The sequence below is a fragment of the Pseudomonas sp. IT-P44 genome, from assembly GCF_949768225.1.
Lineage (GTDB): Bacteria > Pseudomonadota > Gammaproteobacteria > Pseudomonadales > Pseudomonadaceae > Aquipseudomonas > Aquipseudomonas migulae.
On record NZ_CATKQM010000046.1, the window covers coordinates 253,245 to 275,767 of the forward strand.

The window sequence follows — 22,523 nt, forward strand, 5'->3', positions numbered from 1 at the left end:
CTGTGTATCGTCACACTACGTCAGCCCAACACTCCCAATGCCTTGGCCCTCGCCACCGCCTGCGTGCGCCGCTCAACCCCGAGCTTGCTGTTGATGTGGCTGGCGTGGGTTTTAACCGTGTGCAGGGAAATGAACAGTTGATCGCTGATTTCCTGGTTCGAGCAGCCTTGGGCAATGAGTTTCAGAACCGACAGTTCGCGGGAACTGAGTTGTTCGCAGGCTTGTGAGGGCTCCGGAGCAAGGCGTGCAGCGATAACGGGGAGTCGCTCCGACAGGCTCTGCGATACCGTCGCTTTCGCGCAGTTCTGCAGTTGCTCGCGAAGCCAGTCAGGGCATTTGTTCAACAAGCCATCAAAAGGCTGCAGCGCGCCGCCACTGGCCGCTTCAAGGGCCTGAGCGAAAGCCTGCCGGGCTTCAGGCTCGCGGTTGTGCGCAAGGAGCAGTTCGGTTTTTTGTGTCAGCGCCATCACACTGAGCAACTGCCGACCGGTTTGCTGACCATGCTCGAGTAACGCATTCAATCGCCCTTCGGCCAGCATCGGCTGCGCCTGAATGACCTCAAGCAAGGCCTGCTGCAACTCGATATGCAGTGGCAGTTGCGGATGGAATTCCGGCGGTGCCGCAGGCGTTTCGCCGTTGTAGGTCTGGCCCAGTCGTGCGAGCCAGGCTTCCGCCAGATCGGTGCGTCCCTGGGCCAGCCAGAGTTCGCATTTGACCAGGGTAATCATCGCCAGGTAGTAAATCGGCGGGACGTCCCAGATATGCATCAGCCGTTCGGCTTCGGCGAGTTCGGCAAAGGCCTTGGCGAACTCGCCGCTGCTGCCTTCGAGCCGGGCGATCACACAATGGCCGATCAGGACACTGATGTCGCGACAGGCTCGAGCCTCAGTCAAACCGGCCTGCAGACGCAGCCGCGCGGTCTGTGGTTGCAGGCGCAGGGCCAGCAGAAATCCTTCGTACAAGGTCAATCGAGCGCGCACGGCATACAGCCGCTGCGGCGACAACCCTTGCAGGCGTTGCAGCCCCTGACGGACTTCGTCCAGCGAGCGCAGGATTTCCCCTCGCGCCTGCAACACGCGCGCCCGGTCGTAATGGGCCAGCGCTTCGAACAACGGATTACCCACCCGTTGCGCCAGTTCAAGCGAGTCGCGGTTCAAGCCACGGGCACGCCACAAGTCGCCGTCGGCAATGGCCAGGTTGGAAAGGGTCGAGAGACACATCAGGCGCTGGCCGTAGCGTTTCGATGGCAGGCTTTCCAGCGCTTCGGTGCAATACAGCAGCGTCAATTCGCGGTTGCCGCGCCCGCGGGCAATGATCCCGCTCAAGGCCAGCCATTGCGCCAGCATGGATTTCTGCGCAGTGGCCGACGGGGCCGGCAGGAAGCGGCTCAGATGATTGGCCAACTCTTCGGCGGCGTCGAGCTGACAAGCCAGCCCCAAGGCCCAGCTGTAAAGCACGATCAAGCGTGGCGTGCTGATCAGCAGGCTGTCGGGCAAGTCCATTTTCCAGCGCAGCAACATGCCGACATTCTGTTCCGCCAGCAATTGCTCTTCCGAAAGGTTCTGCACCAGGTTGGCCGCGACATCCAGATGCCCGGCGCGCAACGCCTGCTCCACCGCCTCATCGAGCAGGCCCTGGGCATTGAACCAGCGACACGCGCGCAGATGCAGGCTGGCCGCCGGCACCATCGCCTGTGAGGTTGGCCGGGTGCGCAGCAGGTCGGAAAACAGATGGTGATAGCGGTACCAGTGGCCATGTTCGTCCAGCGGTACGAGGAAAACTTGGTGCGCAAGCAGAAAACGCAGGATCTCGGCACTGTCATGCGCTTCGCGAACGGCATCGCACAGCTCGCTGCAAAAACGCTCTTGAGGGGCCGTGTCATAAAGGAACGACTGCACCTCGGCGGGCAGGCAATCGATGACTTCTTCGAGCAGGTAATCGCGAATCAGCCCTTCCCCACCGTGCAGGGACTGGGGTAATGCACCGTCGGAACCCGCTTCAGAGGCCGCCAGCAACCAGAAACGCAAACCGGCAACCCAGCCTTCACTGCGCTGGATCAGGTTTTCCAGTGCTTCGCCACGCAACGAACTGCTGTGCCGATCGAGCAGGGTCAAGGCTTCGTCGTGGGTCAGGCGCAGATCCTGCTCATGCAACTCAAGCAATTGTCGCGACAACCGCAGCCGCGCCAGATGCCAGTCCGGACGCTGGCGACTGGTGACCATCACCAGCAAGCCGTCGGGAAGGTGATTGAGGAAAAACTGCAGGCAACGATCGAGCACCGGCCCCTGGGCCAGATGATAGTCATCGAGGACCAGCAGCAATGGCGCTGTCGGCAACAGGTGCACGGCCAACTCATCGAGCAAGCCGTCCAGCCATTCTTCAAAAGCAAACGGCTGATGCCGCTGACGCATTTTCAGCAGCCCCAGAGACTGGCGGCCCAACTGCGGAAAAAAGTCCTGAAGGCCTTCGAGCAATCGCTCCAGAAAACGGCCTGGATCGTTGTCCCGCGGACTCAACCCCAGCCAGAGACTTTGCCAATGCGCCGGCAGCCCCTGACAGAACTCCACAGCCAATGAGCTCTTGCCAAACCCCGCCGGTGCGCTGACCAGCAGCAGCCGGCCACCGAGACCGGCACTGAGGCGCTCGCATAAACGAGGTCGCAGCACATGGCCGTCGGGCAGCGGAGGCCGATAAAAACGCCCGTCCAATGTTGCGACGGTAACGCTTGCATGGCCCGGGAGTGGGGACAGATCAGTCATGGCCGGCTCTTGTTTGAAATGCTGTTGGCGGCGTTGCAGATGTCCGCAGACTAGCGGTAAACGAAGAGGTAATGAAGGTTATTGCTACAAATGGCTACAAAAAGTCTACGAACAAAAAAAAAGCCCCGAACCAGTCGGGGCTTCTTTCGAGGATGCGGCCTCTGTTCAGTTCAGGTTAACGAACCCCGGTCTGACGCAATGCCGCCGGCGTGAAGTCGCTGGTGGTGGCAGTGAAACCGAAGTTGTATGCCGACTTCTCTTCGTTCTTCATGCCCAGTGCCAGGTAACGGCCGGACTGCAGGTCGTAGAGGGCTTCCAGGGTGTACCAAGGCACTTGAACGTTGTAGTAGTTCTGGGAGTGAGCTTCCGCCACACGCCAGAGCTGGTTACGACCGTCGTAGTGATCGATCACCGCTGCTTGCCAGGTATCTTCGTCGATGTAGAAGTCACGCTTGGCGTAGATGTGACGCTGACCTTCCTTCAGGGTTGCAACCACATGCCAGACCCGACGCAGCTCGTAACGAGCCAGGTCCTGGTTGATGTGACCGGCCTTGATGATGTCGGCGTACTTCAGCTTCGGATCGTCGAGCTTGTAGCTGTCGGAGGCGATGTACATCTCTTTCTTGCCTTCGAGCTTCCAGTCGTAACGATCCGGTGCACCGTTGTACATGTCCAGGTTGTCGGAGGTACGCAGGCCGTCCGCCGCGGTACCCGGCCCGTCATAAGACACTTGCGGAGCACGACGCACACGACGCTGACCGGCGTTGTAGACCCACGCCGAACGTGGTTCCGCCACCTGATCGAGGGTTTCGTGCACCAGCAGCACACCACCGGCCAGACGTGCAGGCGCGGTCACTTCCTGTTTGAAGTAGAACAGGATGTTGCCCGGGTTCGCCGGATCGTAATCCTTCATCTTGTCGCGGAATACGAACTGATCCTGGAAGTACACCAAGCTGTACGAGCCGTTCGGCTGCGGGGTGGCCTGGGTCACCAGACGGGTCACGCTGCCACCGCGATAACGGGTGATGTGGTTCCAGATAACCTCAACGCCGCTCTTTGGAATCGGGAACGGTACGGCTGTCTCGAAGTTTTTCAGCCCGTTGCCGCCGGACACCAGCTCCGTGGCGGTGGCGTTTCTCTTGATGGCAGCGAACACGTCATCCGGCACGGTCGCGCCGCGATGGGACGGGTAAACCGGCATCTTGAAGGTTTCCGGGTAACGCTTGAACATCGCGTACTGGCCTGGAGCAAGCTTGTCCTTGTACTGATCGACGTTCTGCGCCGTGATGGTGAACAGCGGTTTTTCACTGGCGAACGGGTCGGACAGGAAACCTTTGGCGTCGGCGGTGCCGGCGTTCTTAGCCATCGGCTTCCAGGCTGGAATCGAACCGTCGGCATTGCCCGCCATCTCGGCGCCCATTGGCGTCAGGCTCTTGCCCAGCTTGTCCGCTTCGGCCGCAGGGACCGCTGCCATCACACTGGTCGCCAGCAGCGTTAGCCCCAGAACTCCAGCGTTGAACAGACTCTTTGTTGTTTTCATAGGTGTGTTCGTCCTGAAAATGCAGTGCTTAGAAGTTCACGCCGAAGCTGAGCGCAACGAAGTCGCGGTCATCCACGGTGGTGTACTTGCCGTCAAAGAAGTTGGTGTAGGCCAGGGACGCGGTGTAGGTGTTCTGGTACTCGGCATCGAGACCCAGGCTGACCGCTTTGCGACCTTCCTCGAAGTTGCCGCCAGGGCCAGGCGAGTAACCGTCGACGTCATGGGACCAGGCGATGTTCGGCTTGAAGTTCACACCGGCGATCACGTCGTTGTATTCCCAGATCGCACGAGCGCGATAGCCCCAGGAGTCAGTCGTGGTGAAGCCATCGTTTTCGCAGTAGCGGTTGACGTTGTTTTGCGGACCGCCTGCCAGGGTCGAAGCGTTCAATGCCTGGCACTGACCGTTTGGCAATGGACCTGGGCCGTAGCTCGGGTCACGCCCGTAACGGGCTTTCGAAGTGCTTTCCAGGCCGCCGACGTGAGTCCAGCCAACCTCGCCCACCAACGTCAGTCGCTCGGCACCCATCACCTGATCGAAGAAGTGAGTGAAGGTTGTCTGCAGTTGAGACACTTCCTTGCGACGATAGCCATGCTGATCCGCACCAGGCTGCCCTTGCAGCACGGAAACGCTCGGGTTCAGTGGCGTCAGGCCGGAAAAGAGGATGTCGGTGGTGTTGAGCTGTACCGGTGCGTTCGGACGGTAGCTGAACTCACCACTCCAGGCGGTGCCGGTAGGCAACGTGGTGGAGAAGCTCAGGCCATAAAGCCGAATATCTTCCGGGTATTCGATGAAGTAGCTGGAGTTACCCGCCACCACCAATGGCAGGGTTTGCGCCGCCAGTCCGTTCGCGCCACCCACGATGCCAGCTGCGGTTCCCAGCGGAATGCCTGTGCCAACCAGTGCGCCAGTCAGAGCGCCACCCAGTGCCTGTGCGTTATAGGCGCTCGCCGGAGCCCCCTTGCCGCTGAAAATCGGCGCACGGCTGTGGTAGTTCATCATGTAGGCACCGAATTCGGTGTCCAGCGGCTCGAACATGTACTTGAAGGACACGCCGAACTGGCCACTGTCACGCGCATCGCGATCCGGACCACGACGAACGATCGCGCCTTCGTCCGGGTTACCCCAGTTCACGCCCCTGGCAGCCAGCGTGTTGAGGACCGCGTTGCGCGAGGCGGCTGGCAAACGAGCGGCCGCCAACGAGTTGTTGAGCCCGTTACGGGTCCGCAGCACGGCCAGGTTGTTATCGCAGCCATCGGAAATCACGTCCGGTTGCGAGAAGAACGTACCGCAGTTGTCGGTAACGGTCTGGTCCCATTCCAGTTGATAGAACGCTTCCGTGGAAAGGTTCTCGGTCAGGCTCTGGGACACGTAAAACATGTTGACCGGGATCAGGCCTTCCTTGATCTCGGCACCTGGACGGCGGAACGCGGAAACGTCGATCGGGTTGATCGAGTTGATGCCGCCGCCGATGAACGTACTCTCGCCCCAGCTGACCACTTGTTTGCCCAGACGCACGGAACCCGGCTGATCGGCAACCGAGTAGTTGTGGTAGACGAAGGCGTCGAGAATTTGCCCGCCGGAGGACTTGGCGCCTTCCTTGCGGTTGTTGTCGCTAATGTCCTTGAACGGACGGTCTTCGTCTTTGAGTTCGAAGTCATACCAGTATTTGCCCCGGACGAAGATGCCGGTGTCGCCGTACTTCAATTCAAGGTCATGGATGCCTTTGAAGATCTTCGAGAAGGTTTCCCCGCTCTTGAAGTTCAAGTGGCCGTCATCGGAGGTCTGGGACAGGCCACGGCCACCGTTGTTGACGCCGATGAGGTTCTTGTTGGCACTCTCGGTAGACCAACTGGCACCAATCGACAGGGATGAGTCGAACTGACCTTCGATTTCACCAACGTTGAAACTGACGCCGAATGCGGGCCCGGCGAGCGAAGAGGCAAGACTGACAGCCAGAGGCAGTTTTGCCCGGCGCCAGAACTGGTTTACTGATGTCATCGACGCTACTCCATGTGCATTATTGTTATGGCATTGAGTACTTTTAAAAACGCTGTGGTTGACCGGAAGCCAAGGCATTCCGAATTCACTCCAAAGTTGCATCGCCCCGTTTTGTGCGTGTGCCCCGTTCTTAAAAATCCTTGAGCGGACTATAGCCAGCAGGTAGTACTGCTTGATCCCTCTAAAGTGTGATTTGCAGCTGCCGGCCACTCTGGAACAGTCCTTTCGCCAAGCCGACACCTGTCGGCACGGGAATGATGGCTGAAAATTCTGATTTCACAAGCCAAGCGCTTGCTTGGTGGGGCTGGCGTGCCATTTCGGGCACGCCGGAAGGCGCTTAAAGCGTCGAGAGGAAGGTGCTGTTGTTGGCTTGCCATTCAGTGATGTCGAGGCGAATTCGCTTCTTGTCGAGTTTGCCGACACTGGTCTTGGGAATTTCAGTAACAAGGGCGATCTGGCTCGGGATGGCCCACTTGCTCAGGTGCCCCAGTTCCACAAATGGCTTGAGGTGCTCCTTGAGTTCCCTGGCCCCAATTACATGGCCCTCGCGGATCACCAGCAAGGCAAACGGGCGTTCGCCCCACTGCGGATCGGCAATGCCCACCACTGCTACTTCGCGTACCGCTGCATGGCGACTGATCAGGTCTTCCAGGTCCAGGGAGGAAATCCATTCGCCGCCGGTCTTGATCACGTCCTTGATCCGGTCGCGAATGTCGATCACGCCCATGCTGTCCAGCGTCGCCACGTCCCCGGTGTGCAGCCAGCCACCGGCCCAGAGCTCGGCGCCCTTCTGCGGCTCATTGAAATAGCCTTCGGTGAGCCACGGCGCACGCAGCACCAATTCACCCTGGGTCTCGCCATCGGCGGGCAGGAAGTTACCGTCGGTGTCGACAATGGCCGCTTCCACCAAAGGTCCCGGCACGCCGGCCTTGATCCGGTACGTGGTGCGCTCGTCTTCGGTGCCCGCCATCAGCTCATCGTTGAGGTGCGCGCAGGAAACCAGCGGGCCGGTTTCCGACATGCCGTACGCGGCGGTCAACTGAATGCCTTTGGCTTTGGCGGCTTCGTACAACGCACGATTCAATGCACTGCCGCCGATGACGATTTTCCAGCCGCCGAAGTCGGTGCCTTGCGCTGCCTTGGCGTTGAGAACCATCTGCAGGATGGTCGGTACGCAATGCGAGAAGGTGACCTTTTCCTTGCGCCACAGCTCCACCAGGTATTCGGGATCGTAGCGCCCCGGATAAACCTGCTTGAGCCCGAGCATGGTCGCCACATACGGCAAGCCCCAGGCGTGCACATGGAACATCGGGGTGATCGGCATGTACACGTCGTTGGTGCCCAACAGCCGCACGCTGTCGATGGCGCCCATGATGGTCGACACGCCCATGGTGTGCAGCACCAATTGCCGATGGGTGAAGTACACGCCTTTGGGATTGCCGGTGGTGCCGGTGGTATAGAAGGTGGTCGCGACCGAATTTTCGTCGAAATCCTGGAAGTCGTACTGCGTGCTTGCGGCCGCCAGCAACTGCTCGTATTCACCGACAAGGTTCGGCAGGTCGGCGGTTTTTTCCGGCAGGTCGGTCAGCAGCAGGGTTTTCTCGACGGTGGTCAGGTGCCCGGCAATCGCGTTGTACAGCCCGACGAACTCGCTGTTGACCAGCACGAAGCGGTCCTCGGCGTGATTCATGGTGTAGAGGATCTGTTCCGGCGACAGGCGCACGTTGATGGTGTGGATCACCGCGCCGATCATCGGAATGGCAAACATGCATTCCAGATAACGATGACTGTCCCAGTCCATCACCGCCACGGTATCGCCGGCCTTGACGCCGGCCGCCGTCAGCACGTTGGCCAGGCGTGCGACCCGTTCGATCAGGGTCGGATAGCTGTAGCGCAATTGATCGCGGTAAATGATCTCGCGGGTTTTCTCATAGCGCGCGCCGGACATCAGCAGCCGTTTGATCAGCAGCGGATACTGGTAAGCGCCTTCGGCTGGGGGGATAACGCGAGTCTGCAACATAAGAATCCCTTTTCTGACTGCACGGTCGTGGCTGAAAGTAAGCACTCTAGTGCCCTTCCATGACAACCAAATCAGCCGAAGGAATGATTTGCAACATTCAGCAAATGCTAGCGTTGCGCCAGCATTTAACAGCTATCCAGACCTGTAGGAGCCGGCTTGCTGGCGATGGTCTTGCAGGCGCCGCATCCTTTCCAGAATAGATGCGTCATCGTTAAAGACCATCGCCAGCAAGCTGGCTCCTACAAGATCAATGCATCTCGGTAAACGCGAGTTTCACGCCGATGGCGATCAGCACGGCGCCCATGGTCCGGTCGAACCAGTGGCCCATGCGGGCGAAACCGGAGCGTACACGCTGCTGGCTGAACAGCATCGCCACCAGGCAGAACCAGAAAGCCGTCGCCGCCGCCAGGTAAACCCCGTAACCGGCCTGCACCGCCAATGGCGTATGCGGATTGATCACCACAGTGAACAACGACAGGAAGAACAGCGTGGCTTTCGGGTTCAGACCGTTGGTCACGAAACCCGAGGTGAAGGCGCCGCGAGCGGTGCGCTCACCCGCTTCCTTGTGCAGATCGTCAGTCACCGGCTTGGCCGGTTGCGCGCGCAGGGCCTTGAAACCGATGTACAGCAGATACGCGGCCGCCGCCCATTTCAAGGCGTTGAACAGCACGATCGACTGGGACACGATCAGGCCGATACCGAGCAGCGAATAGCCAACGTGCAGGAAAATCGCCGTACCGACACCCATCGCCGTCCAGGTGCCGGCGCGACGACCGTGGGTCACGCTCTCACGCACCACCACGGCGAAATCCGGGCCGGGGCTGGCGACGGCCAGCAGGTGAATCAGGGCAACGGTCAAGAACTCTGTCCAATACATGCGGGCTCCTCTGGGGGCTAAACGGTCGAATTATCACTTCCAGGCTGACATCGCCCCTGTGGGAGCGGGCTTGCTCGCGAAGGCGTTGTGTCAGACAACATCAATGTCGACTGACACAACGCCTTCGCGAGCAAGCCCGCTCCCACAAGGTTCGGCGTAGACCTGGCATTGCGTAACGATTTGTTTCATCTGGTAGGCTCGGCAGATTACGCCTTCAGTTCAATGCACAAAAGGTACAGTTGATGACGAACTCTCGCCGCGCCGTTTTCCTCGACCATCCCTCGCTGGACCTCGGCGATCTCGACCTCAGCCCATTGCGCGCCTGCTTCGATGATTTGCAACTGTTTGCGCAGACCACGCAGGATCAAGTGATCGAACGCCTCAAGGGCGCCACCGTCGCCATCAGCAACAAAATCCTGATCGACGCCGCCGCCATCGCCGCCAGCCCCGAGCTGAAGCTGATCCTGATCACCGCCACCGGCACCAATAACGTCGATCTCGCCGCCGCCCGCGCCCATGGCGTGACCGTCTGCAACTGCCAGGGTTACGGCACGCCATCGGTGGCGCAGCACACGATCATGCTGTTGCTGAACCTGGCGACGCGCCTCGCCGATTATCAGAAAGCCGTCGGTGAAGGTCGCTGGCAACAGGCGAAACAGTTCTGCCTGCTGGACTACCCGATCGTCGAACTGGAAGGCAAAACCCTCGGCTTGCTCGGTCATGGCGAACTGGGCGGCGCGGTCGCACGACTGGCCGAAGCCTTCGGCATGCGCGTGCTGCTCGGGCAGATTCCGGGGCGCCCCGCCCGACCGGACCGTTTGCCGCTGGATGAACTGCTGCCGCAAATCGACGCGCTGACGTTGCACTGCCCGCTCAACGAACACACTCGCCACTTCATCGGTGCCCGCGAACTGGCCTCGATGAAACCCGGCGCTTTTGTGGTGAACACCGCCCGTGGCGGCCTGATTGATGAACAAGCGCTGGCCGACGCCTTGCGTAGCGGGCACCTCGGCGGTGCGGCCACCGACGTGTTGAGCGTCGAACCGCCGAGCGCCGGCAACCCGTTGCTCGCCGCCGACATTCCACGCCTGATCGTTACGCCGCACAACGCCTGGGGCAGTCGCGAGGCGCGGCAGCGGATCGTTGGCCAATTGACCGAAAACGCGCAGGGATACTTCAGCGGTAAGGCGCTGCGGGTCGTCAGTTGATAAACTGCGGCACTTTTTTTCAAGGAGCAGAGTATGGATCCGCGCAGTGAAGTACTGCTTCGTCAGGCCGAGTTATTCCAGGGTTCGGTGCTGCTGGCCGGCTTGCCCGCCGATGATTTGCTCGGGCGCCTGCCCGACGCCCATGGCTGGTGCTGGCATGCCGGCGATCAGGCCGCGCTGGATGCCCGCTTCACCGAGCGCAGCCATTTTGGCGTGACTGTGCCCGAGCGCGAATTCGACACCGCTGTGGTGTTTCTGCCCAAATCCAAGGACCTCACCGATTACATCCTCAACGCCCTCGCCTCCCGCCTGGCCGGACGCGAGTTGTACCTGGTGGGTGAAAAACGCAGCGGCATCGAAGGCGCGGCCAAACAACTGAACCCGTTTGGCAAACCGCGCAAGCTCGACAGTGCGCGTCATTGCCAGCTGTGGCTGGTCACCGTGGCCGATGCGCCGCAAGCCAAATCCCTGGAAAGCCTGGCCCAGACCTACGAGTTGCCGCTGGCCGAAGGGCCACTGAAAGTCATCAGCCTGCCGGGGGTTTTCAGCCACGGTCGACTGGATCGCGGCAGCGCGTTGTTGCTGGAGCACCTGGACAAATTGCCAAGCGGCCATTTGCTGGACTTCGGTTGCGGCGCCGGTGTTTTGGGCGCGGCGGTCAAGCGTCGTTATCCGCACAATCAGGTCACGCTGCTTGACGTGGATGCGTTTGCCGCCGCCAGCAGTCGCTTGACCCTGGCTGCCAATGGTCTGGAAGCGGACGTCATAACCGGTGACGGCATCGATGCCGCGCCGATGGGTTTGAGTGCAATTCTGAGCAACCCGCCGTTCCATGTCGGCGTGCACACCGATTACTTCGCCACCGAGAACTTGCTGCGAAAAGCCGCCAAACATCTGAAAAACGGTGGCGAACTGCGGCTAGTCGCGAACAGCTTCCTGAAGTACCAACCGCTGATCGAAGAGCACCTCGGCGTGTGTGCGATCAAGGCCGAAGGTCAGGGTTTCCGAATCTACCGGGCCAAACGCGGTTAGCAATTTGTACTTGCCCTATCGGATTTGCCTAGGCAGAATCCGCTCCGTCCTAGGGGAGTAGTCTCCCACGAGCGCCATGCTCGTCCGGCATACGTCAACATACTTGGTCCTCAGACCATGGCGTATGCGACCCAAGCGTCCGCATCAGACGGATCGCCAGGGTTTGACAAGACCTATGACACGAACACCTTACCCGGGGCGGGAAGGCTGTACGTGTCATAGCCGTGTCGACCCGCCCCTTAGGAAAACCCTGATGCTGGATTCACTTCTCGTTCCCACCGCAATCGTTGCCTTGGCCGAAATCGGCGACAAGACGCAACTGCTCGCGCTCATCCTTGCTGCCCGCTTTCGCAAACCGTGGCCAATCATCGCCGGCATCGTCGCCGCCACCCTGGCCAACCACGCGGCAGCCGGTGCGGTAGGTGCCTGGGTCGGCAGTTTCTTCTCGGATGCGGTGTTGCACTGGATCCTCGCCGCAAGCTTCGCTGCGACGGCATTGTGGACTTTGGTACCGGACAAGATGGATGACGATGAAGCCAGCACCGCCCGCAAATTCGGGCCGTTCCTGACGACATTGATCGCGTTCTTCCTCGCGGAAATCGGTGACAAGACCCAGATCGCGACCGTGATGCTGGCCGCGCAATACCCGGAACTGTGGCTGGTGATTATCGGCACCACCCTGGGCATGTTGATTGCCAACGTGCCGGTGGTGTTGGCGGGTAACTTTGCGGCGGACAAATTGCCATTGACCCTGATTCGTCGACTGGCGGCGTCGGCGTTCTTCGTCCTGGCGATTGTCGCGGTGTACAAGGCGATGCAGAGCAGCGGGTGGGTTTGACGTCGTAGGTCGTTAGACCGCGTTATCGTTCTTCGCGGGCGAGCCTCGCTCCTACAGGTCAGTAAAAATCCTGTAGGATCGAGGCTCGCCCGCGAAGGCGTCAGCGGCATCAACGCATATCGATCAGGACTTCCGCGCGTTCTCGTACAACGGCATCACCTTCGGAATCGCCGCCTGCAACGAAGCAATCCGACTGGACGACGCCGGGTGAGTGCTCATGAACTCCGGTGGAGAACCTTCCGAAGCCTTGCTCATCTTGTTCCACAGGGTGATCGCGGCGTTCGGGTTGTAACCGGCGCGGGCCGCCAGTTCCAGGCCGATCAGGTCCGCTTCGTTTTCGTTGGCGCGACTGTTGGGCAGCGTCATGCCGTAGTTGGCCACGGTGTCCGCCAGGGCCAGGCTGTCCTGGCCCAGACCGAGCAAGGCGCCCGCGCCCTGCTTGGCCATTTCGATACCGTACGCCTTGGACATCGCTTCACGACCGTGCTCACGCAGGGCGTGGGCGATTTCATGGCCCATGATCGCGGCGATTTCATCGTCGGTCAGTTGCAGGCTGTCGATCAGCCCGGTGTAGAAAATGATCTTGCCGCCAGGCCCGCAGTTGGCGTTGAGCTCGTCACTCTTGATCAGGTTGACTTCCCATTTCCACTGGGCCGAATCCGGACGGAAAATCGGCGCCTGGGCAATAAGCCGATCAGCGATCACCTGGATGCGCTTGGCATCGTTGCTGGTCTTGTCCAGCACACCTTTGTTGGTCGCCTCGCCAACGGTCTTTTGATAAGACTGGGCGTACATCTGGTTGACCTCGTCCGAGGACAACATGCTGAACATGTACTGCTTGCGCTCCACGCCCACGGCTCCGCCGCTGGTGGTGTTGACCGACTGACAACCCGCGAGTAGCAGACCCGCGCTCAGAGCACACAAAACCAATCGCTTGTTCATCACAAAACTCCCTCGAAACATGCCGCGTATCCTAGGCGTCGATTTGTATCGGCGCCAGATACAACAGACATACAGACGTGGATTTCGGACAAAGCTCTCATCAACAGTAGGAAAAAATTCACATACCGCCACCCGCCACGGCCAGTCACGGCCGGCAATGATTCAATTGCGACATCGACGGCTCCAAAACAGCCATTTCGTCACACCTCACTCATGGCCCTCGAGCCCCCTGCCGATACAGCACCGCAGAAGTCCTCTTGCGTGCGGAGCACCCATGAAATTCAAGTCCATCCAGTTTTCCGTGGCGGCCCTCGCTGGCGCCATCGTATTAAGTGTCGTGGCAGCCCTGGTGCTGTACGCGCTGTTTTCCGGCGCACGGACGCAAGACATGGTTCAGGATCGGACCCAGGCGCAATTCGAGCAAGTCATCGAGCAGCGCCTGACGTCCCTGGCGCAAACCCAGGTCAGCCAGATCCAGCGTGAACTCGAAGCGCCGCTGCTGATTGCCGGCGGACTGGTGCGGGTCAACGCCCTGATCGGCACGCCAGGCGCCGATGGCCAGCCGCAACTGAACCTGAGCCGCGAGCAATTGATCAGCCTGATCAAGGAAAACGTCGCCAAAAACCCGAAGATTCTCGGCACCTACATCGGTTGGGAAAAAAACGCCCTCGACCACAACGACGCAGCTTACGTCGACACCAAGGTCGTCGGCATCGACGCCAGCAACGGGCGTTTCCTGCCGTGGTGGTTCCGCAACGAAGACGGCAGCCTGGGCCTGGACAAACTGGTGGACGTCGACGACCAGAAAACCCTGTCTACCGGTGTGCGCGCCAGTGAGTACTACCTGTGCTCGAAAGAAACCAAAAAATCCTGCGTGATCGATCCGGCGCCCTACAAGGTCGGCGACAAAATCGTCATGCTCGCCTCCTTTATTGAACCGATCATGCTCAACGGTGCGTTCCAGGGCATCGTCGGCGCCGACCTCTCGGTGAACTTCATCCAGGAAATGCTCCTGGCCGCAAACCAGAAGTTGTACAACGGCTCGGGCGTCATGGCGCTGATCGGCGGTAATGGCCGGATCGTTGCCTACACCAAGGACCCGAGCAAATTCGGCGAGAAGGTCAGTGACATCCTCGACAGCCAGCAGATCGCCAACATGGCCAATCTGAAGCGCGGCGAAGTCACCTACACCGTCGACAAGGCCCAGGGCCGGATCGAGTTGTACCTGCCGTTCGGCATCGGCCAGACCGACGCCCGCTGGACGCTGATGCTGCAACTGCCGCTGAACGCGGTGATGGCCGACCTGCAAAAACTCCAGGCGGACCTGAACACCCAGCGCAAATCCGACACCTTCGGCATGGCCATGGTCGGTCTGCTGATCGCCGGTGTCGGCTTGCTGGTGATCTGGCTGGTGGGCCACGGCATTGCTCGCCCATTGAAACAAATGGTGGCCATGCTCGACGACATTGCCAAAGGTGAAGGCGACCTGACGCGCCGTCTGACCAGTGATCGCGCTGACGAACTGGGCTCGATAGCCAAAGGGTTCAACACTTTCCTCGCCAAGTTGCAGGCGATGATCACCCAAGTGGTGACGTCGGTGCAGAGCGTCAGCGATTCGTCGGAACACACCGCTGACATCGCCATCCGCACCAACATTGGCGTGCAGAAACAAATGGTCGAGATCGATCAGGTCGCCACGGCGGTGCATGAAATGACCGCTACCGCCCAGGACGTGGCGCGCAACGCGACCCAGGCGGCGCAAGCGGCCAGCCATGCGGATCAGGCGGCCTCTCAGGGCAAACAGATCGTGCGGGATACGTCGAACTCGATCGGTGTGCTGGCCGTGGAAATCGGCAAGGCTGTCGGTGTGGTGCAAAACCTGGCCAAGGACAGCGAGAACATCAACGCGATCCTCACCGCCATTCGTGGCATCGCCGAGCAGACCAACCTGCTGGCCTTGAACGCCGCCATTGAAGCGGCACGCGCCGGCGAGCAGGGCCGCGGCTTTGCGGTGGTGGCCGATGAGGTGCGCAACCTCGCGCAGAAAACCCAGAAGGCCACCGAAGAAATCCAGACCATGATCCAGCAGCTGCAACAAGGCACGCGCGATGTGGTGCGGGTCATGGAAGACAGCCAGAACCGCACCGACGAAAGCGTGCAGCATGCGGCGAAAGCGGCCGAAGCGCTGGATGCGATCACTCAGGCGGTGTCGGTGATCAACGACATGAACACGCAGATTGCCAGCGCGGCCGAGGAACAGAGTGCGGTGGCGGATGACATCAACCGGAACGTGATCAACATTGGGCAAGTGGCCAATGAAGTGGCGGGCGGTGCGGATGAGTCGAGCGCGGCGAGTGCGGGTTTGACCAAGCTGGCCGAGCAGCAGCGGCGGTTGATCAATCAGTTCAAGGTTTGATTCGAGGGCCTCTTCGCGGGCAAGTCGGATCGCCGCACCGCTCGCTCCTACAGGGGATTATCGAACCTGTAGGAGCGAGGCTTACCCGCGAAGACGTCAGCCCAGACACCCCATCAGCCGGGGGTCAAACACTCCGGCCCATTCAACTTCGGATCATTCACCAGATTCGCCAACACCCGCTCGCGCAACGCCGCAGGTTCACTGGCCAGTAATCCCTGCAACACATGCAACGGCGTCTCGGGATCGAGCCACGCCTCCTGCCCCGCCGCATCCAGGATCAACGGCCGGCGCTGACTCGCCGCCGGTTGCGTGATCACGGCCGTGCTCAGCCACACCTGCTCCTGTACCGGATACGCCTCCCAGATCGCCGCGAAAAACAGCGTCGAGCCCTCCCCCGGCGTCAGCCAATACGGGCGCTTGCGCGTCGTGCCGCGCCATTCGTAAAAACCGTTGGCCGGCAACAGGCAGCGGCGCTCGCGCAGGGCCTGGCGAAACATCGGTTGCTCGGCCACGGTTTCGGCGCGGGCATGGGCCGGCGTGCGGGACAGATCGGTGAGCCACGGCGGCGTCAAACCCCAGCGGGCACGGGCCAATTCACGCTCGCCGTCGGCGCCGGCACGCAGCATCAACACCGAATCATTGGGAGAAATATTCCACTGGGCCTGCTGATCGGCGGGGAAGCCAGGCAGGGCCGCGAAGGCGGGATTCCAGCGAAACAGGGCATAACGTCCACACATGGGGCAACACGACTCTTGATCAAACGAACGTCAGCCTAACAGACCAGCGTGCCGGGAAAGCTTTCCGGTTCATCGCCGGGCATCGGCAGCGCGGCATTGTACGCGGTGATCAACTCGCGGGCGTATTCGGCCTGGTCATTATCCACCGACAAGCCCAGCAGGCCGTAGATCGGCAATTCGCCGGTGCCGCCGAGCAAATCGCGGCCGACCAGATGCGCCTCGACGCCCTCGCTGGCCAACATGCTTTGCAGCAACTCGCCTTCCATCAGGTTTTCCGGTTCGTAGATTCGCTGCATGGATGCCCTCACTCGTTCTCGCTGAACACTTCGAGATGCCACTCCTCTCCATGAACCTGCAACACAAACGTAATTGGCCGACAACACACCTGACAGTCCTCGATATAGGTCTGATCACCCGCCGACAAATCCACAGTCGTCTCGACCTCTTCACCACAATACGGACATTCATACTCTGCAGTTTCCAGCATCGCGGTCTCCCAAGTGACTTGTGCGTATAATCGCCGGTCTATTTGCAGGGCTATTTTTGTCTGGCTAACTTTTCAGACCGTGCCCCGTTGGTTTTCGATCAAAACCTTTACTTACCCTAGCCGTTTCTAACAAGAGAGCATGATGGGCGAATTCGATGCCATCCGACCTTACGACGACAGCGAAGTCCCAGCGGTGCTGGCACGCTTGCTCGGCGACAAGGCGTTTCTAGATATCCTCACCCACTTCCGCTTCCCGCGTTTTGCCGGTGCCTTCGGCTGGATGCTCAAACCTCTTATAGCTCATCGGCTGCGCCGTGAGTTCGCCGGCATCGATTCGGTGGCCACGCTGCAGGACAAAGTCGAGTATTACGTCGACCACACCATCGAGCGCGCCACGGACGGTGTCACGTACACCGGCGTCGAGCAATTCAAGTCCGGCAGCGCCTACCTGTTCATCGCCAACCACCGCGACATCGTGATGGACCCGGCCTTCGTCAACTATGCCGTGTACCACGCAGGCCTGCCGACGCCGCGCATCGCGATTGGCGACAACCTGCTGCAAAAGCCCTTCGTCAGCGACCTGATGCGCCTGAACAAGAGCTTCATCGTGCACCGTTCGATCACCGGTCGCCGCGAGAAAATGGCGGCTTATCAGTTGTTGTCGGCGTACATCAACCACTCGATCCGCAACGATTGCGCCTCCATCTGGATCGCGCAGGCCGAAGGCCGGGCCAAGGACGGCGACGACCGCACCGAGTCGGCGATCCTCAAGATGTTCCACATGAGCCGCAAGGACGAGCCGTTCGGCGAAGTCATCCGCTCGCTGAACGTCACCCCGGTGTCGATCAGCTACGAATACGACCCGTGCGACCAGGCCAAGGCCCGCGAACTCTACATCCGCGCCACCACCGGCACCTACACCAAGGCGCCAGGCGAGGACGACGTGAGCATCGCCAAGGGCATTACCGGCTACAAGGGGCGAGTCCACGTGAACTTCGCCGCGCCGATCACCGAGCTGTTCGAAGACACCAAGCAATTGGCGGTCGAAATGGACAAGCAGATTCTCGGCGGCTACCGCTTGTTCCCGGTGCACTACCTGGCTTACGCGCAGTGGAAGGATGCCGACCCGCAGTTGCAGGTGCCGAAAGCGTCTGATGTGTTTGCTGCCGACGAACTGGCGAAAGCCCAGGAAGAATGGCAACAGCGCCTGGACGCTTGCCCGGAAGAACATCGTCCGTTCCTGGTGCTGCAATACGCCACGCCGGTGCGTAATCAGTACCGTGTGAAGGCCGGGTTGCCGCTCTAAAACTGTGGGAGCGGGCTTGCTCGCGAAGGCGGCGTGTCAGTCAACATCAATGCAGCTGACACTCCGCTTTCGCGAGCAAGCCCGCTCCCACAGGGGTTACGGTGTGCTCAAACGCGCGTGCTGATCCAAGACACCAGCAGCGCCAACCCCAGGCAGGCGAAACCGAAGCGATAGAAAAACCGGTTCATACGCAAGGTCGCACCATCCAGCATCAACATCGGCTCATCGATGCGACGGCTCTGGCTCTGCGCTTCGAGGTTGGCCAACGCGCGTTGTTCACGACGACGCGTGGCGTGCAGCAGCCAGCTGCCCGGAAAGGCCAGCAGCAAGGCGAGCAGGTTGATCAATTTGGCGGGATGGGCGGTAAACAGCGTCATCAAATGCAGCGACATCACGAACCTCGGACAAAACTGGTGTGGCGGAAGCCAGATCGACGACCGCGGCGCGGATTCTACCGAAAGCCGTCCCTCCTGCCCGCCGCTATACGATAAATAACTCACCATTTGGCAGATTCCTGTCCTGCGTCACGGCTTCGTCATCTGAATGCGCCAATCTCTCGCCCCACCAAAACCGACATGGATACCGTCATGCTGCACGCTGAAAACCAGGATCGCCTCTATCTCATTGCTCAAAGCGACGAACAACAAACTTTGGTCGGCAGCCTTGCCTTCAACGTTCAGGATCGTCATTGGCTGGTGTATTGCGCGCTGGGCGGGCATCAACATGCGGATCTGCCGGAGGCGGATTTGCTGACAGGGGTGAGTGTGCTGGAGTTTTACTCGCAAGCCGCCTGACACCAACGCCAATACCTTTGTAGGAGCGAGGCTTGCCCGCGAAGACGGTGTGTCAGGCGACATCAATGTTGAATGAGAGGCCGCCTTCGCGGGCAAGCCTCGCTCCTACAGGGGGCTAGGTGAATTCGAGATATCAGCAGGCACAAAAAAGCCCGGGGCCATCACTGGCGCCGGGCTTTTTGATTTCAGCGAAAACTTATTCGCCGAGAATCTGACCCACGGTCGGGTCCTTGAACAGGCGCGTCAACGCATCGCTCAACACATCGCTGACCAGCTTGGTGTTGGTTTCCTGGTTCGGCGCCATGCCGAAACGCTGATCCAGGGATGCACCGTAACGACCGCTGTAGCGGCGGTTGGCGTTCTGCACGTCAGAGCGGAAGGTCGCGCCGATGGTCGCCTCGGTCACATACATGCCTTCTTTAGGCGACTGATACTTCAGCTCGGCCAGGGTCACGGTCAGTTGCGGGGCATTCGGCGCATTGTTAGTCGGGGTAAAGCCGAGCAAGCGCACGGCCGCTTCGGCCTGGGCCTGCAGCTTCGGCAGAATCTGCGCGCCCTGCACCGTGATCGCGCTGGTCTCCGGATACAGACCGCCACGGGTGCCCAGGGTTGGCGACGGACGACCGTCCACCACACGCACCACGACTGGCTGGCCATGGCCGACCGGTGCCAGCTGAGTGGTCAGCTTCGGCTCCGGACTCAGTTGTTGCGGGCTGTGGGCGCAGCCAACCAGGGTCAAACTGGTCACAGTGATCAAACCGAACAACAGGCGTTGCAACATGCTCTTCTCTCCAGAATCAGGCACAAACAGGCCGGCAGTATAGCGGTGCGCCACTGCGGGTAACTAGCGTCATGCAACGAATACCAGAATCTCAGACAAACCCCGTGGACCGCGGTTCCTGTCACACATCGTTCACCCTCCTTTCACCTGCGCGTCACGACTTGCTGACAACGTATGCGGTAAATCCCACGAGGTATTTCCCATGCGCCTACTCGTCTCCCTGTTCACACCGCGCCCGTTGCATCGCTGCTTCGCCCTGCTCGACCGCAACGGCCATTGCCAGGCATTCAAGCAGTGCAGCCTCCAGCCGATGGGCGATGGCTGGGTCGAAATCGAAGAAATCCGCCTCAACTGGCTGCACCATCCCCTGCCCGCCAGCGCCCGTGTCAACCAGCGCCAACCCCGCGCTCGCGCTCAACAACTGCTGGCGACCTGACCAGACGCCTAATAAAAGTCATTAAACACGTCCATTTCCCCGCGTTTCTTAGATACAATCTCCCCCCGATTATAAGGACGTCTCCTGATCGGGCCTCGCAGCAATCGTCAATGCTTCGGTATTGGCACCCCGCACCGCCCACAGAGAGCCGCCCACACAGATCGAGTGAAGCTGGCGCGCTTGCTGTTCCTTGAGCAAAAACCCCACTTTTCGCGAATCTGCAGAGCTGTCATTACGCTCGGTCACTGAGCTGTTTGCCCGTTTTGCCTGTCATGTATTCCATGGCGGCGATCCATCCGGGCACGGTGCCAGGCTGGGACAGCCCTTTTTTGAGGTTCACGTCTTCAAAAGAGCGTGAAAAAAACGGGTTTTCACAACTTCACAAGAGTGTGGCGAGCAAATGAATAGTTTTGCGTCTGAACATGCACCATTAGCGTCTGAAACAGCCCAACGACACAGGACCGAGTATTCCTCGAACACCGGAGCCTGAAGCCTGTCCGCTACGGATTTGGTTGCACAAACGGATGTCTCGACCATAAGTCGAATTGCCAGTCGCGCGTTGAAATGAGTTCATTGACCTCATAAACCCGGCCGGTAGCGTCCGTCGAAGTTGCGATAAATTGCGAAGATTCGGACATGGCGACACTGCCATGGGTACCTGGGGCATCACTGACACGCCCCGAACGCCTGGCAGCCATGCCGACAATTTGGTGCTGCAGATTTTGGAGACGCGTTAAATGGCGCATAACGAAGCAGTCGACGTAGTACTGGTTGGGGCCGGCATCATGAGTGCCACCCTCGCTGTACTGCTCAAAGAGCTCGACCCCGCGATCAAGCTGGAAGTCGTCGAGCTGATGGATTCCGGTGCCGCGGAGAGTTCCAACCCGTGGAACAACGCCGGTACCGGTCACGCCGGGCTGTGTGAGCTCAATTACACGCCGCAGGCCGCCGACGGCACCGTCGACATCAAGAAAGCCGTGCACATCAACACTCAGTTTGAAGTGTCGAAGCAGTTCTGGTCCTACCTGACCAAAAAAGGCACCTTCGGCTCGTGCAAGACCTTCATCAGCCCGGTGCCGCACCTGAGCTTCGTCCAGGGCGACAGCGGCGTGTCCTTCCTCAAGGAACGCTTCAAGGTGCTGAGCAAGCACCATGCCTTCGCGGACATGGAATACACCGAAGACAAGGCAAAAATGGCCGACTGGATGCCATTGATGATGCCGGGGCGTGACGCTGGCGAAACCCTCGCCGCCACCCGTGTGATCAATGGCACCGACGTCAACTTCGGCGCGCTGACCAACCAGTTGCTCAAGCACCTGACCAGCGCACCCGATGCCCAGGTCAAGTACTGCAAGCGCGTGACCGGCCTGAAGCGCAACAACGGCGGCTGGACCGTCAGCATCAAGGACGTCAACAGCGGCAATACCCGCGAAGTCGACGCCAAATTCGTGTTCCTCGGCGCGGGCGGCGCGGCATTGCCGTTGTTGCAGGCCTCGGGCATCGAAGAAAGCAAAGGCTTCGGCGGCTTCCCGATCAGCGGCCAGTGGCTGCGTTGCGACAACCCGGAAGTGGTCAAGCATCACCAGGCCAAGGTGTACAGCCAGGCTGCAGTGGGTTCGCCACCGATGTCGGTGCCGCACCTGGACACTCGCGTGGTCGATGGCAAGAAGTCCCTGCTGTTCGGACCTTACGCCGGTTTCACCACCAAGTTCCTCAAGCACGGCTCCTTCATGGACCTGCCGATGTCGGTTCGCGCCGGCAACATCGGCCCGATGCTGGCCGTGGCGAAAAACAACATGGACCTGACCAAGTACCTGGTCAGCGAAGTGATGCAGTCGATGGAGCAGCGTCTGGATTCCCTGCGTCGCTTCTACCCTGAAGCGAAAGCCGAAGACTGGCGCCTGGAAGTGGCCGGCCAACGGGTGCAGATCATCAAGAAAGACCCGAAAAAGGGCGGCGTTCTGCAGTTCGGTACCGAACTGGTCGCGGCCAAGGACGGTTCCCTTGCTGCCCTGCTGGGCGCTTCGCCAGGCGCGTCGGTGACCGTTTCGATCATGCTGGAACTGATCGAAAAATGCTTCCCGGCCCAAGCGTCCGGCGAGTGGGCAGCCAAACTGGCGGAAATCTTCCCGGCCCGGGAAAAGGTTCTGGAAACCGATGCTGCGCTGTATCGCAAGATCAACGCGCAGAACAACATCGCACTGGAACTGGTTGAAGAAAGCAGCGAGACACCAAGCTTCGCTTGATCGTCGCGCATAAAAAACGCCCCGTTCTCATTGAGAGCGGGGCGTTTTTTTATGCCTGTTTCACGACAAACCTGATCCTGTGCGCCTGTTCCTTGGCAAATCTGA

Annotated in this window: 19 protein-coding genes, 1 pseudogene and 1 riboswitch; of the genes and pseudogenes, 9 read left to right on the forward strand and 11 right to left on the reverse strand. The window is 60.0% G+C overall.

What is annotated here, in order from left to right; all coding sequences use genetic code 11:
- Positions 1-20: 20 nt before the first annotated feature.
- From ACM6IO_RS22645 to ACM6IO_RS22665, 5 genes are all read right to left on the reverse strand, one after another.
- Entirely contained in the window at positions 21-2,759 is a 2,739-nt protein-coding gene (locus ACM6IO_RS22645) for a LuxR C-terminal-related transcriptional regulator (RefSeq protein WP_280162184.1), read from the reverse strand.
- A 175-nt stretch (positions 2,760-2,934) separates the two neighbouring features.
- Positions 2,935-4,299, reverse strand: a complete 1,365-nt coding sequence (locus ACM6IO_RS22650; protein WP_008037263.1) for a DUF1329 domain-containing protein — start codon at positions 4,297-4,299, stop codon at positions 2,935-2,937.
- 28 nt (positions 4,300-4,327) lie between these two features.
- On the reverse strand, positions 4,328-6,298 hold the full coding sequence (locus ACM6IO_RS22655) for a DUF1302 domain-containing protein (RefSeq protein ID WP_008037261.1): 1,971 nt from the start codon (positions 6,296-6,298) through the stop codon (positions 4,328-4,330).
- A 337-nt stretch (positions 6,299-6,635) separates the two neighbouring features.
- Positions 6,636-8,318 carry a fatty acid--CoA ligase gene (locus ACM6IO_RS22660; RefSeq protein ID WP_008025929.1) on the reverse strand — a complete coding sequence of 561 codons (1,683 nt, stop codon included), beginning with the start codon at positions 8,316-8,318 and terminating at the stop codon, positions 6,636-6,638.
- 247 nt (positions 8,319-8,565) lie between these two features.
- Positions 8,566-9,195, reverse strand: a complete 630-nt coding sequence (locus ACM6IO_RS22665) for a LysE family translocator (RefSeq protein WP_414912261.1) — start codon at positions 9,193-9,195, stop codon at positions 8,566-8,568.
- A gap of 242 nt (positions 9,196-9,437) precedes the next feature.
- Between ACM6IO_RS22665 and ACM6IO_RS22670 the strand changes: the two genes are divergently transcribed.
- The 3 genes from ACM6IO_RS22670 to ACM6IO_RS22680 all read left to right on the forward strand — a co-directional run bounded on the left by ACM6IO_RS22670 (position 9,438) and on the right by ACM6IO_RS22680 (position 12,273).
- A complete protein-coding gene (locus tag ACM6IO_RS22670; RefSeq protein WP_008025925.1) occupies positions 9,438-10,403 on the forward strand; it encodes a 2-hydroxyacid dehydrogenase in 966 nt (321 codons plus the stop codon).
- Positions 10,404-10,436: 33 nt separating this feature from the next.
- Positions 10,437-11,435: a class I SAM-dependent methyltransferase gene (locus ACM6IO_RS22675; protein WP_008037258.1), complete on the forward strand. Its 999-nt coding sequence runs from the start codon at positions 10,437-10,439 to the stop codon at positions 11,433-11,435.
- Between the two features lie 40 nt (positions 11,436-11,475).
- Positions 11,476-11,599, forward strand: a riboswitch (yybP-ykoY riboswitch).
- 89 nt (positions 11,600-11,688) lie between these two features.
- Positions 11,689-12,273, forward strand: coding sequence for a TMEM165/GDT1 family protein (locus ACM6IO_RS22680; protein ID WP_008025922.1), 585 nt, complete (start codon positions 11,689-11,691; stop codon positions 12,271-12,273).
- Between the two features lie 123 nt (positions 12,274-12,396).
- Here the strand turns inward: ACM6IO_RS22680 and ACM6IO_RS22685 are convergent, their stop codons facing one another.
- Entirely contained in the window at positions 12,397-13,215 is an 819-nt protein-coding gene (locus ACM6IO_RS22685) for a M48 family metallopeptidase (protein WP_192228959.1), read from the reverse strand.
- Between the two features lie 1,363 nt (positions 13,216-14,578).
- On the opposite strand from ACM6IO_RS22685, the pseudogene ACM6IO_RS22690 reads away from it, so the two are divergent.
- Both ACM6IO_RS22690 and ACM6IO_RS22695 read left to right on the forward strand, forming a co-directional pair.
- Positions 14,579-14,776, forward strand: a pseudogene (locus tag ACM6IO_RS22690) (HAMP domain-containing protein); the annotation flags it as partial.
- A 111-nt stretch (positions 14,777-14,887) separates the two neighbouring features.
- Complete coding sequence (locus ACM6IO_RS22695) at positions 14,888-15,631, forward strand: methyl-accepting chemotaxis protein (protein WP_411738707.1); 744 nt, start codon at positions 14,888-14,890, stop codon at positions 15,629-15,631.
- 113 nt (positions 15,632-15,744) lie between these two features.
- Here ACM6IO_RS22695 and ACM6IO_RS22700 read toward each other — a convergent pair whose 3' ends face one another.
- From ACM6IO_RS22700 to ACM6IO_RS22710, 3 genes are read right to left on the reverse strand one after another with little or no spacing between them, the layout of a single operon-like run.
- Complete coding sequence (locus ACM6IO_RS22700; protein ID WP_008037251.1) at positions 15,745-16,368, reverse strand: SOS response-associated peptidase; 624 nt, start codon at positions 16,366-16,368, stop codon at positions 15,745-15,747.
- Between the two features lie 35 nt (positions 16,369-16,403).
- Positions 16,404-16,664, reverse strand: coding sequence for a putative signal transducing protein (locus ACM6IO_RS22705; RefSeq protein WP_253404940.1), 261 nt, complete (start codon positions 16,662-16,664; stop codon positions 16,404-16,406).
- An 8-nt stretch (positions 16,665-16,672) separates the two neighbouring features.
- The gene (locus ACM6IO_RS22710; protein ID WP_192228957.1) at positions 16,673-16,855 is read right to left on the reverse strand and encodes a CPXCG motif-containing cysteine-rich protein; all 183 of its coding nucleotides are present in this window, start codon (positions 16,853-16,855) and stop codon (positions 16,673-16,675) included.
- Positions 16,856-16,994: 139 nt separating this feature from the next.
- On the opposite strand from ACM6IO_RS22710, the gene ACM6IO_RS22715 reads away from it, so the two are divergent.
- The gene (locus ACM6IO_RS22715) at positions 16,995-18,161 is read left to right on the forward strand and encodes a 1-acyl-sn-glycerol-3-phosphate acyltransferase (protein WP_032828604.1); all 1,167 of its coding nucleotides are present in this window, start codon (positions 16,995-16,997) and stop codon (positions 18,159-18,161) included.
- Positions 18,162-18,268: 107 nt separating this feature from the next.
- Here ACM6IO_RS22715 and ACM6IO_RS22720 read toward each other — a convergent pair whose 3' ends face one another.
- Complete coding sequence (locus tag ACM6IO_RS22720) at positions 18,269-18,553, reverse strand: hypothetical protein (RefSeq protein WP_414912262.1); 285 nt, start codon at positions 18,551-18,553, stop codon at positions 18,269-18,271.
- A gap of 195 nt (positions 18,554-18,748) precedes the next feature.
- Here ACM6IO_RS22720 and ACM6IO_RS22725 point away from each other — a divergent pair, with 195 nt between their 5' ends.
- Positions 18,749-18,955, forward strand: coding sequence for a hypothetical protein (locus ACM6IO_RS22725; RefSeq protein WP_008025908.1), 207 nt, complete (start codon positions 18,749-18,751; stop codon positions 18,953-18,955).
- A 196-nt stretch (positions 18,956-19,151) separates the two neighbouring features.
- On the opposite strand, the gene ACM6IO_RS22730 is transcribed toward ACM6IO_RS22725, so the two are convergent.
- Complete coding sequence (locus tag ACM6IO_RS22730; protein WP_192228955.1) at positions 19,152-19,736, reverse strand: YajG family lipoprotein; 585 nt, start codon at positions 19,734-19,736, stop codon at positions 19,152-19,154.
- Between the two features lie 202 nt (positions 19,737-19,938).
- Here ACM6IO_RS22730 and ACM6IO_RS22735 point away from each other — a divergent pair, with 202 nt between their 5' ends.
- Both ACM6IO_RS22735 and mqo read left to right on the forward strand, forming a co-directional pair.
- The gene (locus tag ACM6IO_RS22735; RefSeq protein ID WP_008025904.1) at positions 19,939-20,172 is read left to right on the forward strand and encodes a hypothetical protein; all 234 of its coding nucleotides are present in this window, start codon (positions 19,939-19,941) and stop codon (positions 20,170-20,172) included.
- Positions 20,173-20,909: 737 nt separating this feature from the next.
- Positions 20,910-22,418 carry a malate dehydrogenase (quinone) gene (gene mqo / locus ACM6IO_RS22740; RefSeq protein ID WP_008025902.1) on the forward strand — a complete coding sequence of 503 codons (1,509 nt, stop codon included), beginning with the start codon at positions 20,910-20,912 and terminating at the stop codon, positions 22,416-22,418.
- Positions 22,419-22,523: the final 105 nt, after the last annotated feature.

Excerpts from the sequence above, each read along its gene's own strand:
- ACM6IO_RS22645 (WP_280162184.1), bottom strand. The coding sequence starts at position 2,759 with ATGACTGATCTGTCCCCACTCCCGGGCCATGCAAGCGTTACCGTCGCA.
- ACM6IO_RS22650 (WP_008037263.1), bottom strand. The coding sequence starts at position 4,299 with ATGAAAACAACAAAGAGTCTGTTCAACGCTGGAGTTCTGGGGCTAACG.
- ACM6IO_RS22655 (WP_008037261.1), bottom strand. The coding sequence starts at position 6,298 with ATGACATCAGTAAACCAGTTCTGGCGCCGGGCAAAACTGCCTCTGGCT.
- ACM6IO_RS22660 (WP_008025929.1), bottom strand. The coding sequence starts at position 8,318 with ATGTTGCAGACTCGCGTTATCCCCCCAGCCGAAGGCGCTTACCAGTAT.
- ACM6IO_RS22665 (WP_414912261.1), bottom strand. The coding sequence starts at position 9,195 with ATGTATTGGACAGAGTTCTTGACCGTTGCCCTGATTCACCTGCTGGCC.
- ACM6IO_RS22670 (WP_008025925.1), top strand. The coding sequence starts at position 9,438 with ATGACGAACTCTCGCCGCGCCGTTTTCCTCGACCATCCCTCGCTGGAC.
- ACM6IO_RS22675 (WP_008037258.1), top strand. The coding sequence starts at position 10,437 with ATGGATCCGCGCAGTGAAGTACTGCTTCGTCAGGCCGAGTTATTCCAG.
- ACM6IO_RS22680 (WP_008025922.1), top strand. The coding sequence starts at position 11,689 with ATGCTGGATTCACTTCTCGTTCCCACCGCAATCGTTGCCTTGGCCGAA.
- ACM6IO_RS22685 (WP_192228959.1), bottom strand. The coding sequence starts at position 13,215 with ATGAACAAGCGATTGGTTTTGTGTGCTCTGAGCGCGGGTCTGCTACTC.
- ACM6IO_RS22695 (WP_411738707.1), top strand. The coding sequence starts at position 14,888 with ATGGTCGAGATCGATCAGGTCGCCACGGCGGTGCATGAAATGACCGCT.
- ACM6IO_RS22700 (WP_008037251.1), bottom strand. The coding sequence starts at position 16,368 with ATGTGTGGACGTTATGCCCTGTTTCGCTGGAATCCCGCCTTCGCGGCC.
- ACM6IO_RS22705 (WP_253404940.1), bottom strand. The coding sequence starts at position 16,664 with ATGCAGCGAATCTACGAACCGGAAAACCTGATGGAAGGCGAGTTGCTG.
- ACM6IO_RS22710 (WP_192228957.1), bottom strand. The coding sequence starts at position 16,855 with ATGCTGGAAACTGCAGAGTATGAATGTCCGTATTGTGGTGAAGAGGTC.
- ACM6IO_RS22715 (WP_032828604.1), top strand. The coding sequence starts at position 16,995 with ATGATGGGCGAATTCGATGCCATCCGACCTTACGACGACAGCGAAGTC.
- ACM6IO_RS22720 (WP_414912262.1), bottom strand. The coding sequence starts at position 18,553 with ATGTCGCTGCATTTGATGACGCTGTTTACCGCCCATCCCGCCAAATTG.
- ACM6IO_RS22725 (WP_008025908.1), top strand. The coding sequence starts at position 18,749 with ATGCTGCACGCTGAAAACCAGGATCGCCTCTATCTCATTGCTCAAAGC.
- ACM6IO_RS22730 (WP_192228955.1), bottom strand. The coding sequence starts at position 19,736 with ATGTTGCAACGCCTGTTGTTCGGTTTGATCACTGTGACCAGTTTGACC.
- ACM6IO_RS22735 (WP_008025904.1), top strand. The coding sequence starts at position 19,939 with ATGCGCCTACTCGTCTCCCTGTTCACACCGCGCCCGTTGCATCGCTGC.
- mqo (WP_008025902.1), top strand. The coding sequence starts at position 20,910 with ATGGCGCATAACGAAGCAGTCGACGTAGTACTGGTTGGGGCCGGCATC.